At 64.5% G+C, this 14,580-nt stretch carries 16 protein-coding genes; 12 read left to right on the forward strand and 4 right to left on the reverse strand.

Annotated features, from left to right (window positions below; translation table 11 throughout):
- Positions 1-199 precede the first annotated feature (199 nt).
- The gene (locus B5526_RS25575) at positions 200-955 is read right to left on the reverse strand and encodes a 16S rRNA (uracil(1498)-N(3))-methyltransferase (RefSeq protein ID WP_079542615.1); all 756 of its coding nucleotides are present in this window, start codon (positions 953-955) and stop codon (positions 200-202) included.
- A gap of 202 nt (positions 956-1,157) precedes the next feature.
- Between B5526_RS25575 and B5526_RS25580 the strand changes: the two genes are divergently transcribed.
- The gene (locus tag B5526_RS25580; RefSeq protein ID WP_079545350.1) at positions 1,158-1,826 is read left to right on the forward strand and encodes a hypothetical protein; all 669 of its coding nucleotides are present in this window, start codon (positions 1,158-1,160) and stop codon (positions 1,824-1,826) included.
- A 4-nt stretch (positions 1,827-1,830) separates the two neighbouring features.
- Positions 1,831-2,766, forward strand: a complete 936-nt coding sequence (gene ubiA / locus B5526_RS25585) for a 4-hydroxybenzoate octaprenyltransferase (RefSeq protein ID WP_079542616.1) — start codon at positions 1,831-1,833, stop codon at positions 2,764-2,766.
- Between the two features lie 126 nt (positions 2,767-2,892).
- Here ubiA and B5526_RS25590 read toward each other — a convergent pair whose 3' ends face one another.
- Positions 2,893-3,417, reverse strand: coding sequence for a DUF6101 family protein (locus B5526_RS25590; protein WP_079542617.1), 525 nt, complete (start codon positions 3,415-3,417; stop codon positions 2,893-2,895).
- A 286-nt stretch (positions 3,418-3,703) separates the two neighbouring features.
- Here B5526_RS25590 and B5526_RS25595 point away from each other — a divergent pair, with 286 nt between their 5' ends.
- The 6 genes from B5526_RS25595 to lpxK are packed head-to-tail and all read left to right on the forward strand — an operon-like array spanning position 3,704 to position 9,248.
- Positions 3,704-5,104 carry a TldD/PmbA family protein gene (locus B5526_RS25595; protein WP_079542618.1) on the forward strand — a complete coding sequence of 467 codons (1,401 nt, stop codon included), beginning with the start codon at positions 3,704-3,706 and terminating at the stop codon, positions 5,102-5,104.
- A 10-nt stretch (positions 5,105-5,114) separates the two neighbouring features.
- Positions 5,115-5,909 carry a 3'(2'),5'-bisphosphate nucleotidase CysQ gene (locus B5526_RS25600; RefSeq protein WP_433994664.1) on the forward strand — a complete coding sequence of 265 codons (795 nt, stop codon included), beginning with the start codon at positions 5,115-5,117 and terminating at the stop codon, positions 5,907-5,909.
- Positions 5,910-5,965: 56 nt separating this feature from the next.
- Positions 5,966-6,214 (forward strand): DUF4170 domain-containing protein, encoded by a 249-nt coding sequence (locus B5526_RS25605; RefSeq protein ID WP_079542620.1) that lies wholly within the window; start codon positions 5,966-5,968, stop codon positions 6,212-6,214.
- The gene (locus B5526_RS25610) at positions 6,211-6,927 is read left to right on the forward strand and encodes a lysophospholipid acyltransferase family protein (RefSeq protein ID WP_079542621.1); all 717 of its coding nucleotides are present in this window, start codon (positions 6,211-6,213) and stop codon (positions 6,925-6,927) included. The genes B5526_RS25605 and B5526_RS25610 overlap by 4 nt, the downstream gene beginning before the upstream one ends.
- Positions 6,887-8,224, forward strand: coding sequence for a 3-deoxy-D-manno-octulosonic acid transferase (locus B5526_RS25615; RefSeq protein ID WP_079542622.1), 1,338 nt, complete (start codon positions 6,887-6,889; stop codon positions 8,222-8,224). The genes B5526_RS25610 and B5526_RS25615 overlap by 41 nt, the downstream gene beginning before the upstream one ends.
- Positions 8,217-9,248 carry a tetraacyldisaccharide 4'-kinase gene (lpxK, locus tag B5526_RS25620; protein ID WP_079542623.1) on the forward strand — a complete coding sequence of 344 codons (1,032 nt, stop codon included), beginning with the start codon at positions 8,217-8,219 and terminating at the stop codon, positions 9,246-9,248. The genes B5526_RS25615 and lpxK overlap by 8 nt, the downstream gene beginning before the upstream one ends.
- A 128-nt stretch (positions 9,249-9,376) precedes the next feature.
- On the opposite strand, the gene B5526_RS25625 is transcribed toward lpxK, so the two are convergent.
- Entirely contained in the window at positions 9,377-9,598 is a 222-nt protein-coding gene (locus B5526_RS25625) for a DUF2093 domain-containing protein (protein ID WP_079545352.1), read from the reverse strand.
- A gap of 200 nt (positions 9,599-9,798) precedes the next feature.
- On the opposite strand from B5526_RS25625, the gene B5526_RS25630 reads away from it, so the two are divergent.
- Positions 9,799-10,641 carry a dienelactone hydrolase family protein gene (locus B5526_RS25630; RefSeq protein WP_079545354.1) on the forward strand — a complete coding sequence of 281 codons (843 nt, stop codon included), beginning with the start codon at positions 9,799-9,801 and terminating at the stop codon, positions 10,639-10,641.
- Between the two features lie 172 nt (positions 10,642-10,813).
- On the opposite strand, the gene xseA is transcribed toward B5526_RS25630, so the two are convergent.
- Positions 10,814-12,424, reverse strand: a complete 1,611-nt coding sequence (gene xseA / locus B5526_RS25635) for an exodeoxyribonuclease VII large subunit (RefSeq protein ID WP_079545357.1) — start codon at positions 12,422-12,424, stop codon at positions 10,814-10,816.
- A 140-nt stretch (positions 12,425-12,564) separates the two neighbouring features.
- Between xseA and B5526_RS25640 the strand changes: the two genes are divergently transcribed.
- Genes B5526_RS25640 through B5526_RS25650 form a run of 3 tightly spaced genes read left to right on the forward strand, consistent with a single transcriptional unit; the run spans position 12,565 to position 14,433 of the window.
- Positions 12,565-13,566 (forward strand): alpha/beta hydrolase, encoded by a 1,002-nt coding sequence (locus tag B5526_RS25640; RefSeq protein ID WP_079542624.1) that lies wholly within the window; start codon positions 12,565-12,567, stop codon positions 13,564-13,566.
- Positions 13,563-14,123, forward strand: a complete 561-nt coding sequence (locus B5526_RS25645; protein ID WP_079542625.1) for a hypothetical protein — start codon at positions 13,563-13,565, stop codon at positions 14,121-14,123. The genes B5526_RS25640 and B5526_RS25645 overlap by 4 nt, the downstream gene beginning before the upstream one ends.
- 4 nt (positions 14,124-14,127) lie before the next feature.
- Complete coding sequence (locus tag B5526_RS25650; protein WP_079542626.1) at positions 14,128-14,433, forward strand: winged helix-turn-helix domain-containing protein; 306 nt, start codon at positions 14,128-14,130, stop codon at positions 14,431-14,433.
- Positions 14,434-14,580: the final 147 nt, after the last annotated feature.

Genomic DNA, 14,580 nt, shown 5'->3' on the forward strand with positions numbered 1-14,580 from the left:
GCATGATCCGCCAAAGTGTGAGCGGTTTGGCGAAAAGATCATGCGCTCTTTCAATAGTTTAGAGCGCGATCGGACGCAAAACCGGCCTCCACTTTTGCTGATCGCGCTCCGGTCAGGGCGCAGGCCTTAGCATGGCTGGAGGCCGGTTTCGACAGGGATCGGCCAAGTGACTTAATGACTGGGCAAGAATCGCCAAGGGCTAGCCGCCGGGCCCGGCCCAGTCGCCGAGCACCGTCTGCACCAGTGCCAGCGCCGCCACGCCGGCGGTATCGGCGCGCAGCACCCGGGGGCCTAAGGAAAGCCGCAGGATTTTCGGCTGCCGCATCATGATCGCCCGCTCTTCCTCGGCAAATCCGCCTTCGGGGCCGATCAGGACGTCGATACCGCCTGCGGCAGCTATGGCGCTCTGCAGCGCCTGCACCGGGTTTGCGACATCGGCCGCCTCATCGCAGAAGACCAACAGCCGGCCGCCGTCGCGCTGGCTCAGAAAGTGCTCGAGCGTCACGGGTTCGGCGACATCAGCCAGGCTGAGGATGCCGCATTGCTCGGCGGCTTCGATGACATTGGCGCGCATCCGCTCGCCATTGACCCGCGAGACCTGGGTGAAGCGGGTCAAAACCGGCTGAAGCTTTGAGGCTCCCATCTCGACCGCTTTCTGCACCATGTAGTCGAGCCTTGCGTGTTTCAGCGGCGCAAAGACGTAGGCGAGGTCGGGCAGGCGATCCTGCGGCCGGGTCTGGGCGATAATCACAAGGCGGTCCGGCCGCTTGCGGCCCTCAATCGCCGCCTGCCATTCGCCATCGCGTCCGTTGAAAACCAGGATTGATTCGCCGGCGCCGAGGCGGAGTACATTGCCGAGATAATTGCTTTGGCCGCGCTCCAGCGCGGCCGTTTCCCCCGCCACCAGCGCGGCGTCGACAAACAGCCGGGGTCGATCAAAATCGCGTAAGGGCATCACAGATGTTCCAATTCCCGGGCGCTTTTAGCCCAAAGGCGTAGAATTAAAGCAATAATTGGCCTTCCAGCGCGGCGCTACGCCGCGCTGTTGCCAAATTCCACGGGTTGTTAAGCGGCGGCAGGAATCGTAAAAAGCCTTTAACCATTTAATCGTTATGGCCTTCTATCGGGAAGACCTTGCCGGAGGGAAAGCCGTGATCATCCGCCGCCGTTTGATTGTGCCGCTGGCCGTGGCTGTCGTGATGACAGCCCATGCCGGTCTGGCTTTTGCGCAAGGCGCCTTTCCGGCGCCGCTGCCCAATCAGGGAGTGGTGCCCAACGACCCGGCGTTCCCGCCGGTCAACGGCTCGGCTCCAAAGGCTTCGGTTGGCGCCGCTCCCACTTCGTTTCCGGTCAACGGCGCGGCGCCCGTCACCGGCTCCGCGTTCGAGCGCGGGCCGGCGCCGCCGCAGGGAGGTCCGTCGGAGGAGTGCATGAAGGGGTTCGTGCCGCTCCGGGAAGAAGCGGAAAAACGCGGCAAGCTGATCAAGGCCGCCAGCGACCGCCATGCGCCGCCGGACGAAGCCTGCAAGCTGATCGGGAATTTCGGCCAGTCCGAGCTCAAGATGATCAAATACGTCGAATCCCACGCCGCGAAGTGCGGAATTCCGTCGCAGGTCGCGGACCAGCTGAAGCAAGGCCACAAGAACACCGAGAACATGCAGCAAAAAGTCTGCGCGGCGGCACAGCAGGTGCAGCAGAGGGGGCCGGCCGGCCCGAGCCTGAGCGAGGTGCTGGGCTCTTCGGCGGCGCTCCCCGAGGCCACCGCCACCGCCAAGAAGGGCGGCAGCACCTTCGATACGCTGAACGGCAACGTCCTTACCCGGTGATCAGATGAGCGGCGCGGGCTCGCGCGTTGCGGATGCGACCGGCAACTGGGTCGACACCCACGCGCCGCCATGGTCGCGGCCCTATTTGCGGCTTTCCCGTCTCGACCGGCCGATCGGCTCCTGGCTGTTGCTGATGCCGTGCTGGTGGTCGGCGGCGCTCGCCGCCGGCGTCGCCCACGACATCAGCCGATTGCCCCTTATCATCGTGCTGTTCTTTATCGGCGCCTTCGTCATGCGCGGCGCCGGCTGCACCTGGAACGACATCACCGATCGCGATCTCGATGCCAAGGTCGAGCGGACGCGGTCGCGGCCGATCCCGGCCGGACAAGTCAGCGTGCCGCAGGCCTTTGCCTTTCTGGTGTTTCAGGCGCTGATTGGGCTGGTCGTGCTGCTGCAATTCAACCGCTTCGCGGTCTTAACCGGCATCGCCTCGCTGATCATCGTCGCGGTCTATCCGTTCATGAAGCGGATCACCTGGTGGCCGCAGATCGTGCTGGGCTTGGCCTTCTCCTGGGGCGCGCTGATGGGATTTGCGGTGACGCTCAGTCGGCTCGATGCGACGGCGCTTGTGCTCTATGCGGGGTCGATCGCCTGGGTGATCGGCTACGACACCATCTATGCGCATCAGGACGCCGAGGACGACGCGCTGATCGGCATCAAATCCACCGCGCTGTTGTTCGGCGCCCGCACCCATCAGGCGCTGATGGTGTTTTATGGATTGGCGGTCGCCTTGATCGGGGTTGCTTTAATGCTTGCCGGCGCCGGCGTCGCGGCATGGCTCGGGCTTGCCGCGTTTGCGGCGCATCTCGTCTGGCAGATCTGGCGTCTTGAGATCAGCGATCCCGCATTGTGCCTGCGGATTTTCAAATCCAACCGCGACGCGGGGCTATTGCTGTTCGCGGGATTGTTCGTGGATGCGGTGATCCGGGCCGCTGTCTAGCGTCATCTTGAGGTGCGCGCCTCTTCGGCGAGCCTCGAAGGATGACTAACGCAGGTGCCTGCGGCCATCCTTCGAGGCGCGCAAGAGCGCGCACCTCAGGATGACGTCTGTAATGCGTGGATACAATCAATCCCGCGCGATGATCTCGCGCTCGCCTTGATGCAGGTTAGCCGGATTGAGCAGATCGCCGGCGCGCCGGCGCACCAGAAATTTCGGCCGCCGCGTCCGGATCGCGTTGTGACGCCGCCGCCGTTGGGCGGGTTCGCGGGCCTTGGCTTCGAATAGTTGCGGAAGGGCGAAAATATCGCTCCACATCTGCCAGGCGGATGCGATTTCGTCCGGATCGGAACTGACGCCGAGCGGAATTGTCAATGACGGATCGCGATGCACCAGCGCCAGCATCTGCGCGTCGTCGATGCCGCGCAGTGCCACGCCGAGAAAATCGCGCACGCGGACATTAACCGCCATCTCGATGCCACGGACGGCACGGCGCAGCACGACCCGTTCGCGGTGAAGTTCGATGTGCCGCACACCTCCGTCGGCGCGGGTGTCGTGCGCCTCGAAGCTGACCGGCAAAGAGAGAGGGTCGAGCCGCAATGCGCGGCTCGACCCTGCGGGATTGCTCCCGCTTGTTGCTGTTTGACGCCTCACGGCTTTGTCTCCCCGCCGGAATTATGTTCCCGGTCGATGTGCGAGAGGCTAGCCGAGGCGCGTCCGAATTGGCTTAAAAAGGCTGGTTAATCGGACGTCACTCGCCCGCATGATTGACAAGACCTTGGCTCACATGATTGACGAGACATTGCGCTATCGCCGAAATTCTTCTGTTTTTGACACCTGAAAACGCTTGAAGTCCGCGTCAATCAGGAACATCTCATGGGTTCCCTGATTTGCATCCAGGGCGTCGTCAAACCCTCCCTCAATCCTCGGGATTTTGTTCGTGAACTCTTCACCATCCGCCGCATCGGCGCTTTCATCCGGTACCGCCAGTTCCGACCTGTTCGATCAATCCGCGCTGAGTACCCTGGCGCAGCGGCTGGTCGAGGCAGCAAAGCGCGCGGGCGCCGATGCCGCCGACGCGGTCGCAGTCCGCGGCGTATCGCAGGGCGTTGAGGTACGTGACGGGCGCGTCGAGGAATCCGAGCGCTCCGAAGGCGATGACGTAGGGCTGCGGGTGCTGGTGGGCCGGCGCCAGGCGGTGGTCTCGACCAACGACGTCAGCGGCGATGGCGTCGCGAGGCTCGCGGAACGCGCGGTGGCGATGGCGCGGGTTGCGCCCGACGACAAATATGTCGGGCTCGCCGATCCGTCCCTGCTGGCGCGCGATTTCCCCGATCTCGATCTGCTCGACCCCGTGATCCCATCGACGTCAGAGCTTGAGCGCCGCGCCTATGAGGCCGAGGCCGCCGCGCTCGCGGTCAAGGGCGTGACAAAATCCGGCGGCGCGTCCGCCTCGACCGGAATCGGCGGTATGGTGCTGGTGACTTCTACCGGCTTTCACGGCTCATATCTGCGTTCGAGCCAGGGCATATCGATGACCGCCATTGTTGGCGACGGCACCAGCATGGAACGCGATTACGATTACACGGCCGCGCCGCACGCGTCCGACCTTGAATCGCCAGAAACCGTCGGCCGCAAAGCCGGCGAGCGCACGGTGGCGCGCGCCAACCCGCGCAAGGTCGAGACCTGCAAGGTGCCTGTGGTGTTCGATCCCCGGGTTTCCGGATCGCTGGTCGGCCATCTCGTGGGCGCGGTCAACGGCGCCTCGATCGCGCGCAAGACCAGTTTCCTGAAAGACCGTCTCGGCGAGCAGTTGTTCGCCAAGAATATCCGCATCATCGATGATCCCTTGCGGGTGCGCGGACTGCGCTCGCAAACCTTCGACGCCGAGGGCGTCAAGGTAAAGAAGATGGCGATCGTCGACGAGGGCGTGCTGACCACGTGGCTGTTGGATTGCGCGACCGCGCGCGAATTGGGGCTGGTCACGACCGGGCATGCCCACCGCGGCGTCTCCTCTTCGCCCTCGCCGGGACCGTATAATCTGCATCTCGAAGCCGGCGAAGTGACGCCGGCCGAGCTGATGTCCGACATCAAGCAGGGCTTTTACGTCACCGATCTGATCGGCTCCGGCGTCAATGGCGTGACCGGTGACTATAGCCGCGGCGCATCCGGATTCTGGATCGAGAACGGCAAGATCAGCTATGCCGTTAGCGAAGTGACGATCGCGGGCCACCTGCTTGAGATCTTCAAATCGATGGTGCCGGCCAACGATCTGGAATTTCGTTATGGCGTCAATGCCCCGACGGTGCGCATCGAGGGATTGACGCTTGGCGGACGGTAACGCCGGCGGCATGCCCGACCAGGTTTTGGCGCGCGATGGCGCGCTGCTGCGGGAAACCGTGCGGGAGGCAGGCCGGCTGGCGCTGTCGCTTTTTCGTACCGAGCTCAAAAACTGGACCAAGGGCGCGTCCTCGCCGGTGTCGGAAGCCGACATCAGGGTGAACGATCTCCTCGAGAAGCGGCTGCGCGCGGTGACGCCGGATTATGGCTGGCTGTCGGAAGAGAGCGTCGACGACGATACACGGCTCGGCAAGCATCTCGTCTGGATCGTCGATCCGATCGACGGCACCCGTGGCTATCTCGCCGGCCGCGAAGACTGGTGCGTCAGCGTGGCGCTGGTGGAAGACGCATCGCCCCTGCTGGCGGCCGTGTTCGCGCCCGCCACGGACGAATTTTTCTTTGCCGCGCGCGGCGAGGGCGCCACGCTTGATGGGGTGCCGGTCCATGCGACGCCGGGCAGGGAGCTGGATTTTTCCCGCATCGCCGGTCCGAAGCCGCTGGTCGAGCGGCTCAACCTGTCACCGGGTGAAATTACGCTTTATCCCCGGATAGGATCGCTGGCGCTTCGGCTATGCCGGGTCGCGCAAGGAAGCCTGGACGCGGCCTTTGCTGGCGGCCAAAGCCGCGACTGGGACCTTGCGGCGGCCAATTTGATCGTGCAGGAAGCCAATGGTAACATGACCGCGCTCTCCGGCGATAAAATCCTCTACAATCGCCGGGAGGTGACGCACGGGGTGCTGGTGGCAGCAGGAAGCGATCGTCATGCACGCATTGTCGAGCATTTTCGCAACCGCCCCTCGCACTGAACACGATCGACGCGTCTTGGGAAACGTTGCCGGGCACTGCATTAGGAAAGCGAATCATGCCAGATAGTGCCCCACAACAATTGCTCCATCTCGTCATCGGCGGCGAACTGACCGATCTTGGGGGGACGACCTTCAAGGATCTCGACAAGGTAGAAATCGTCGGCGTGTACCCCAATTATGCGTCCGCCTACACCGCCTGGAAGGCCAAGGCGCAGCAGACCGTGGACAACGCCCACATGCGCTACTTCATCGTGCATCTCCACCGGCTGCTCGACCCGGATCAAGACACGAAGCCTGCCCGTTGAAAAAACTGCTTCGTAACGTGCTGCGCAGCAGCTGGCTTCAGCGCGCTGCGGGTGTCCTCGCGGCCGAATATTTGCGGCTGGTCTGGCTGACCAACAAGTTCGCCTTCGATCCGCCCGACGTCTATGCGATCGTCGAACCGCAGATGCCGGCGATCTTCGCGTTCTGGCACGGCCAGCATTTCATGACGCCATTCATCAAGACCAAGAAGAGCCACCGCGGCAAGGTCCTGATCTCGCGGCACCGCGACGGCGAATTCAACGCCATCGCCGCCGAACGGCTCGGGATCGGCACCATCCGCGGTTCCGGCGACCATGGCTCGGCGTTCCATCGCAAAGGGGGCGTCGGCGCCTTCAAGGAGATGGTGCGGGCGCTCGAAGACAACTATAACGTTGCATTGACCGCCGACGTGCCGAAGCGCTCGCGGATCGCGGGGCTCGGCATCATCATGCTGGCGCGGGAATCGGGACGGCCGATCATGCCATTTGCGATGACCACGAGCCGCTTCATCCGCCTGAAGAACTGGGACCGCACCACCATCAATTTGCCGTTCGGGCGCGGCACATTGGTGGGAGGCGACATCATCGTGGTTCCGCCCGACGCCGATACCGAGACCATGGAAAAATTGCGCGCGCAGCTCGAGGCGACGCTGAACGATGCGACCCGTCGCGCCTATGCGCAAATCGGCCGTCCGGAAGGGGCGGGCCATGGCTAACACCTTGCCGATGACGCTGCGCTTCTACCAGAAGCTGTCGTCCGCGATGGTGCCGCTGGCGCCGGCGCTGATCAAGCGGCGGCTGAAATTGGGCAAGGAGGATCCGGCGCGGGTCTCTGAGCGGCGCGGCATGAGCCGGGACGTCCGGCCGCACGGACCGTTGGTGTGGATCCATGGCGCCAGCGTCGGCGAAGTGCTGGCGGCGGCAGCCCTGATCGAGAGACTGCGCGCGCTCAATATCCGCATCCTCCTGACCTCGGGCACGGTGACCTCGGCGGCGATCGTGGCAAAACGGTTTCCCGCCGACATCATCCATCAATATGTGCCCTACGATTCGCCGCGCTATGTCGCGCGCTTCCTCGATCACTGGCGGCCGTCGCTGGCGCTGTTCATCGAGTCGGATCTGTGGCCCAATCTGATCCTCTCCAGCGCGGCGCGGCGGCTGCCGATGGTCCTGATCAACGGGCGGATGTCGCACCGCTCGTTTCCGCGCTGGCGCCGCGTTGCCGGCACGATCTCGGCGCTGCTTGGTCGGTTCGATGTCTGTCTCGCCCAATCGAAAGTCGATGCCGAGCGCTTTGCCGCGCTTGGCAGCCGCAACGTCATCACGACAGGCAATTTGAAGCTGGATGTTCCGGCGCCGCCAGCAGATCACGCCAAACTGGAGCGGCTGATGGCGGTGACGCGGGGACGGCCGATCATCGTGGCGGCGTCGACCCATCCCGGCGAAGAGGACATCCTGATCGACGTGCACCGCACGCTGGCCGGATTCTTCCCGTCGCTGTTGAGCGTGATCGTGCCGCGGCATCCCGATCGCGGCGAGGCGATCGCGCGGACCATCGCGGCTGCCGGCCTCCATGCGGCGTTGCGTTCGCACGAGGACTTGCCGACGGCGGCCGCCGACATCTATGTCGCCGATACCATGGGCGAACTGGGATTGTTTTACCGCCTGGCGCCGATCGTGTTCATGGGCGGCTCGCTGATTCCCCATGGCGGGCAGAATCCGATCGAAGCGGTCAAGCTCGGCGCCTCGATCGTACACGGCCCGCATGTGTTCAATTTCACCGACGTCTACGAGGCGCTCGATGGCGCCGGCGGCGCACGACGGGCCGACACCCAGGAGGCGCTGGTGAAACAGCTCGGCCAGTTGCTGGCGGACCCTGCGGCGCGCGACGTATCGGCAGAAGCCGCGGCGCGTGTGGTCGGCGAACTCGGCGGCGCGCTCGACCGGACGCTCGCCGCGCTCGAACCGTATCTGTTGCAGTTGCGGCTCGAAATGGGGGCGGCGAATGCGTGAGCCGGCCTTCTGGCACCGGCCATCGTCATGGATATCGCTGCTACTGACGCCGCTCGGCGCATTCTATGGCCTGATCGCCGCCTACCGGCTGCAGCGCGAGGGGTTTGACGCCGGCATCCCCGTGCTGTGCGTCGGCAATTACCACGTCGGCGGCGCCGGCAAGACCCCGGCGGTGCTGGCGCTGACAAAGGTGCTGCGCGATCTCGGCGAGACGCCGGTGGTGCTCAGCCGCGGCTATGGCGGGCGATTGCGCGGTCCGGTCAGCGTCGATCCGGCGCGCCATGTCGCCGAAGACGTCGGCGATGAGCCGCTGATGCTGGCGCAGACCGTCCCGGTGGTGGTCGCGCGCGATCGTGTTGCTGGCATCGCGCTGGCGCGGTCGCAGCGCGCGACCGTGATCCTGATGGACGACGGGTTCCAGAATCCGGCGATCGCCAAGGACGCTTCGCTGATCGTGATCGACCGCGTCCGCGGCCTCGGCAACGGAAGTGTGTTTCCCGCCGGCCCCCTGCGCGCGCCATTATTGCCGCAGCTTGAGCGCACCGACGCGCTGGTCGTGATCGGCGAGCAGGGCACCTCCGCCGCGCCGGTCGCCGCCGCCATCGCCGCGCGGGGAAAACCGGTGCTGTCGGCGCATCTTGTGCCGGACGAAGTTTCGCTGGCCGCGCTGACCGGCAAGCGCGTGCTCGCCTTCGCGGGGATCGGCGACCCCGCCCGATTTTTCCGGACGCTGCGCGAAAACGGCATCGAGGTCGCGGTGGAACGCGCCTTCGGTGATCACCATCCGTTTTCGAAAAACGAGATCGACATGCTGCTCGCGGAAGCAAAATTCGTCGCGCTGACGCTGGTTTCGACGGAAAAGGATCTGGCGCGGTTGCGCAACGGCGCGGGACTGCCTGCCTGGGCGAAGGAAATCGTGCCGTTCAAGGTGAGACTGGAATTTGATGATGCGGCAGCGTTGCGGAAGTTCGTGGCTGGCGTCTTGTTCAAGGCGCGCGAGAAGAGATTTAGGACGAAGGCGTAGGACAGAGCCAACGGGTCGCGCGAACGCGCGCCCGATGATAAACTCCGCGAAACCCATCATCTCATTGGAAGCCATTGATGGGTTTCGCAAGCGCTCAACCCATCCTACAGGCTACGATCTCTGCGATCTCAACTCTTCAAAGCGCCGGGGAAATGCCGCTGCAGCACCGCGCTCGGGATGGCGTAGGCCTCCTGCAGGTCGACGCTCCAGTATTTCAATTCGTCGAGCGGGATCCGCGCATCGGTCACCGCGCAGCGGACATAGGTTCCCGGCGAGACCACTCGGAAATCGCCGTCGAGATATTGCACCTGCGCTTCGCCATGGCCCGAGGGACCGAATTTATTCAGCACGTTTGAAGTCTCCGTCACCCCGGCCAATCGTACCGGATTAAATGTTTGTCATTCATCGATCTATCATAAATAAGTCGCGGTGTCCGCCTGTCAAACCCACCGATTTGTGATGAAATCTTGTATTCGTGCATGCTAGCGTTTCGCGAATGGACGCTGTCTTCAGTGCGCCGTGGCGGCCCGGCAAGCACCCGGCAAATACAATGCGCCTCCTGTCAGCAATCACATTCCTGATGCTTTTCTCCACAGCGTTTGGCGCCGGCGCCGCGCCCTTGCCGGCGCCGCATCAGGTCGACATTCCCTTATCTGGCGGCACGTTGCACGCGCAGCTCTACAAGCCCGACGGCAACGGCCCGTTTCCGGTGGTGATCGCGCTGCATGGCTGCGGCGGGTTGGCGGGCCATTCCGAGCCGGTGCTGTCGCGCTATCGCGATTGGGCCGAGCAATTGCTCAAAGTCGGCAATGCCGTCCTGCTTCCGGACTCCTATGGTTCGCGCGACCTCGGCCCGCAATGCCGCGTCAAGGAGCGGGAGCGCCGCGTGCTCGCGCGTCGCCAGCGGGTCGACGACATCATGGCCTCGCGGCAATGGTTGGTGCAGCAGCCCTGGGCCGCCCACGACCGCATCAGCCTGCTCGGATGGTCGAACGGCGCCAGCGCGCTATTGTGGGCGGTGCGTCCGCAATCGTCCTCGCGCAGTGTCGAGCCTGACTTCCGCTCCGCGGTGGCGTTCTATCCGGATTGCCGGGTTTCGGCCGGCCTCGGCTGGAGCGCGCGGATTCCGACGCTGCTTCTGATCGGCGCCAAGGATGACGTCAGTTCGCCGCCCGCCTGCCGTCAGATGATCGACGGCGCGCGCGGGCGCAGCGCATTGACGCGAATCGTGGTTTATCCCGGCGCCTATCACGATTTCGACCGAGCCAATCTTCCGCCGCAGGCGATCGCCGGAACGCCGGACGCGGCTCTGCCCGAAGGCGGCCATCTTGGCACCGATCCCGAAGCCCGCGCCGATTCGCAAAAGCTGGTCGCCGAGTGGCTGGCAAGGTAGCTTCTCCCTCGCCCCGCTCTTCGCGGGGAGAGGGTGGGGTGAGGGGCTGTCTCCTCGTCAAGACTTGGAGTTGTGGCGAACCCTGTGCCTTGCCCCTCACCCGAAATTCGCTTTCGCGAATTTCGACCTCTCCCCGCAAAAGGGCGGGGAGATGTAACAAAGCGCGCACCGTCTAAAACAAGCTTCCCTGCCCGACCGGTTTTATCACCCGCTTCGGCGCGGCCGGCTTCGGCTCGCTTACCGCCGGCTTCACGGGGCGCGCGACCGCCGGGCGATCGCCATCCGCGGTCGCCGCGACGCGGCCATCAGAAAATTCCAGGTCGAGCCGCGCGCCGGGACCGATGCTGGCGGCGGCGTGCAGGGGGTGGCCTTGCTCGTCGCGCACCAGCGCAAAGCCGCGCGCGAGTACGCTGCGATAGGACAAGGCCCCCAATAACTGGCCGCTATGGGCGACCCGCGCCTGCAGCCGCTGCGTTACGGTGACAAGCGCCCGCCGCGCGCGTTCGGCCAGGCGAGCCACGCGTTCGCGCTCGCGCGCGATGCGCTGGCGCTGGGCCTGTGCGTTGGCGAGTTTTGAGGCTTTCAGCCTGACCTCCAGCCCGGCAAAGCGATCCCGACGGTTTCGCAGCAGCGTTCGCGCCGAATGCGTCATGCGCTCACCGGACACGGTCAACCGGTGCTTCGCCTGCGTGAGCTGCCCGCGCAGCACGCGCACGGTCAGCCGGGCGCTCGCGCCCGCAAATCGGCGGAAATGTGCATGCGTATTGGCTTTCAATCCGCGGGGTAGCGAGCTAGCTGCGCGGTCCAGCCGCTGCCGCGGGATCGCCAGCAACTCGGTCGCGGCAGGCAGCGCGCGGGCCGCGGCGCGCAATTCGTTGCGGCGGAATTCCTGGCCGCGCTGCCAGCAGGTCATCGTCCGTCGCGCCAGGCTTTCGAGCTCGACGAACAGTTCGCTGCGCACCGGAACCGCCATTTCGGCGGCCGCCGTTGGCGTCGGCGCGCGCTTGTCGGCGACAAAATCGATCAGCGTGATATCGGTCTCGTGGCCGACCGCCGAGATCAGCGGGATCATGCTTTGAGCGACGGCGCGGACCACGATTTCCTCGTTGAACGACCAGAGGTCCTCCAGCGAGCCGCCGCCGCGCGCGACGATCAATAGATCAGGCCGCGGAATCCTGCCTCCTTGTGGCAGCGCATTAAAACCGCGGATGGCGGCGGCGATCTGTTCGGCCGAGCCGTCGCCCTGCACCTTGACCGGCCACACCAGCACGCGGCGCGGAAAACGATCTTCCAGCCGATGCAGGATGTCGCGGATCACGGCGCCGGTCGGCGAGGTGACGACGCCGATCACTTCCGGCAGCCATGGCAGCAATTGCTTGCGCGCCTCGTCGAATAGCCCCTCGGCGGCAAGCTTCTTCTTGCGCTCTTCCATCAGCGCCATCAGCGCGCCGATGCCGGCGGGCTCCAGCGCCTCGATCACGATCTGGTATTTCGAGGAGCCGGGATAGGTCGTGAGCTTGCCGGTGGCGATGACCTCGAGGCCTTCCTGCGGCTTGAAGCGCATCCTCGCATGGGCGAACTTCCAGATCACCGCCTCGATCTTGGCGCCGTCGTCCTTCAGCGCGAAATAACAGTGCCCGGAGGAGTGCGCCCCGCGAAAGCCCGTGATTTCGCCGCGCACCCGGACATGGCCATAGGCGTCCTCGACCGTCCGCTTTAGGGCGGAGGATAGTTCGGTCACCGTGAATTCCGGCGCGTTGATCAGGGCTTCAGCTGCGGGCATCAGGAACAATCGATTCGGGCTTTTCAGACTGGCGCCCAAGTTAGGGATTTTCGGCCGCCACCGCCAATCCAGTGCTTGCAAATCCACATACTCTGTAATACAGAGTTCTCTGTATGGAACGATCTTTGAGGAGAAATGTCATGTTGAAATGGCTGTTGCGCGCGTCCGGCGTTCTGAAATGGGCCCTGTGCGGGGTGGGCGTCCTCGCCGTGCTGCTCACGGCCATGATCGCGACGCCGCTGAAAAACCCTCCCGAGCTGCATTCCGTCTCGGCGGCCCGCAAGAACGTCGACTACTCCAACTTACCTGCCATCGAGCGGTTTCAGGCCCGCGACGGCACGATGCTCGGCTTCCGCCATTATTCGGCGAGCGGCCCGGCGAGCGGCCGCGCCGCAATCGTGATTCACGGCTCGTCCGGTTCCAGCGCAAACGCGATCCATGCGTTGTCAGAGGCGTTGGCGACGCACGGCGTTGAAACCTGGGCGATCGACATCCGCGGCCACGGCTCGTCGGGTACCCGCGGCGACATCGGCCATGTCGGCCAGCTCGAGAAGGATCTCGAAGATTTCGTCGCGGTGGTCCGCAAGAGCGCGCCGAGCGTGCCGATAACGCTGCTCGGCCATTCCGCGGGCGGTGGTTTTGCGTTGCGGGTTGCAAGTTCCCCGATCCAGAACCTGTTCGCGCGCACTATCCTGCTGGCGCCCTATCTCGGCTATGATGCGCCGACCAACCAGCCGAATTCCGGCGGCTGGGCCAGTGCCGATATTCCACGCATTTTCGGATTGATGGCGCTGCGCAAGCTCGGCATCGATTGCTGCGAGGCGCTGCCGACGCTGGCCTTCGCGGTGCCGCCGAATTCGGCAAACATGCTGGTACCAGCCTATTCCAACCGGCTGATGCGCAATTTTGCAACGCGCGGCTATCGGGCCGATCTTGCCGCTGCGACCAAACCGCTCACGATCATCTCCGGCGCCGCCGATGAATTGATGCTGGCGGACAAATATGCCGAGGCCGTGCGCAGCATTACGCTCTCGGTCGACGTCAAACTGATCGACGGCGTCGATCACATCGGCGTCGTCAGCGATCCCAGGGCGGTTTCCGTCATCGCCGATGACGTGGCGAAAGGGGAGAGCGGCGCATGACGAGCATCGATGCTAAGGAGGCCGCCTCGGCGCTGTCGGACATCGCCTCGATCGCGCACCGGGTGCGCCAATCGACCACCTATCATATCGCCAGCCTGATGCTGATCCTGTGGGGCGTGCTGGTTTTCGCGGGCAACGTAGTCAACTATCTGTGGCCGCGGCACGGCGCCTATGTCTGGATCGCGGTGAACGTGCTGGGTTTCGCCGGTTCGTGTGCGATCGGCGCGTTTGAAAGCAGGCGAACGAAGCTTCTGAGCTTCGACCCCAGGTCGGTCGCGGCCTTCGTGCTGTTCTTTGCGTTCGGCGTTCTCTGGTCGGTCGGGCTCGGGCATTTTGGGCCGCGCCAGCTCGGCGTGTTCTGGCCGACCTATTTCATGATGATCTACACCATCGTCGGGTTATGGGTCGGGGCGGCTTTTGTCGCGATCGGCCTCGGCATTACGGCGCTGACCCTGATCGGCTATTTTCTTGTCGACGGCGCCGCTTTCTTGCTGTGGATGGCGGTGGTCAACGGTGGCGGGCTGATCCTGGGCGGCTTGTGGATGCGCCGGAGCTAGTGCGATGGCCGAGCTCGACGACATCATCCACCAGCCGCTGCGCTTGCGGATCATGGCGGCATTGAACGCGCTGCCGGCCGCCGCAGGCCTCGAATTCTCCCGGCTGAAAAAGCTCACGGGCGCAACCGACGGCAATCTCGGCGCCCACATCGAGACGCTTTCCAAGGCCGGCTATGTCGCCGTGGAAAAAGCCTTTGTCGGCAAGAAGCCGCAGACCACGGTGACCGCGACAGCCTCCGGCCGCGGCGCCTTCGCCCGCCATGTCGCGTCCTTGCAGGAAATCATCGCCGCCTCGGCGCGCGATAGCTAGCTGCCGTCATTCCGGGGCGCGTCGAAGACGCGAACCCGGAATCTCGAGCTGAGGCGCACCGGCGCAAGACAAGCTCGAGATTCCGGATCGGCGCGCATTGCGCGCCGTCCGGAATGACGGGAAACCCCTTGCAGGCAGGGGCGGACT

Origin of the sequence: Bradyrhizobium lablabi (assembly GCF_900141755.1) — a bacterium.
GTDB lineage: Bacteria > Pseudomonadota > Alphaproteobacteria > Rhizobiales > Xanthobacteraceae > Bradyrhizobium > Bradyrhizobium lablabi_A.

What these genes read in the sequence shown, in the direction of transcription:
- xseA (WP_079545357.1), bottom strand. Translation starts at nt 12,424, where the DNA reads ATGCCCGCAGCTGAAGCCCTGATCAACGCGCCGGAATTCACGGTGACC.
- ubiA (WP_079542616.1), top strand. Translation starts at nt 1,831, where the DNA reads ATGAGCGGCGCGGGCTCGCGCGTTGCGGATGCGACCGGCAACTGGGTC.
- B5526_RS25630 (WP_079545354.1), top strand. Translation starts at nt 9,799, where the DNA reads ATGCGCCTCCTGTCAGCAATCACATTCCTGATGCTTTTCTCCACAGCG.
- B5526_RS25615 (WP_079542622.1), top strand. Translation starts at nt 6,887, where the DNA reads ATGCGCAAATCGGCCGTCCGGAAGGGGCGGGCCATGGCTAACACCTTG.
- lpxK (WP_079542623.1), top strand. Translation starts at nt 8,217, where the DNA reads ATGCGTGAGCCGGCCTTCTGGCACCGGCCATCGTCATGGATATCGCTG.
- B5526_RS25640 (WP_079542624.1), top strand. Translation starts at nt 12,565, where the DNA reads ATGTTGAAATGGCTGTTGCGCGCGTCCGGCGTTCTGAAATGGGCCCTG.
- B5526_RS25605 (WP_079542620.1), top strand. Translation starts at nt 5,966, where the DNA reads ATGCCAGATAGTGCCCCACAACAATTGCTCCATCTCGTCATCGGCGGC.
- B5526_RS25600 (WP_433994664.1), top strand. Translation starts at nt 5,115, where the DNA reads ATGCCCGACCAGGTTTTGGCGCGCGATGGCGCGCTGCTGCGGGAAACC.
- B5526_RS25650 (WP_079542626.1), top strand. Translation starts at nt 14,128, where the DNA reads ATGGCCGAGCTCGACGACATCATCCACCAGCCGCTGCGCTTGCGGATC.
- B5526_RS25645 (WP_079542625.1), top strand. Translation starts at nt 13,563, where the DNA reads ATGACGAGCATCGATGCTAAGGAGGCCGCCTCGGCGCTGTCGGACATC.
- B5526_RS25575 (WP_079542615.1), bottom strand. Translation starts at nt 955, where the DNA reads ATGCCCTTACGCGATTTTGATCGACCCCGGCTGTTTGTCGACGCCGCG.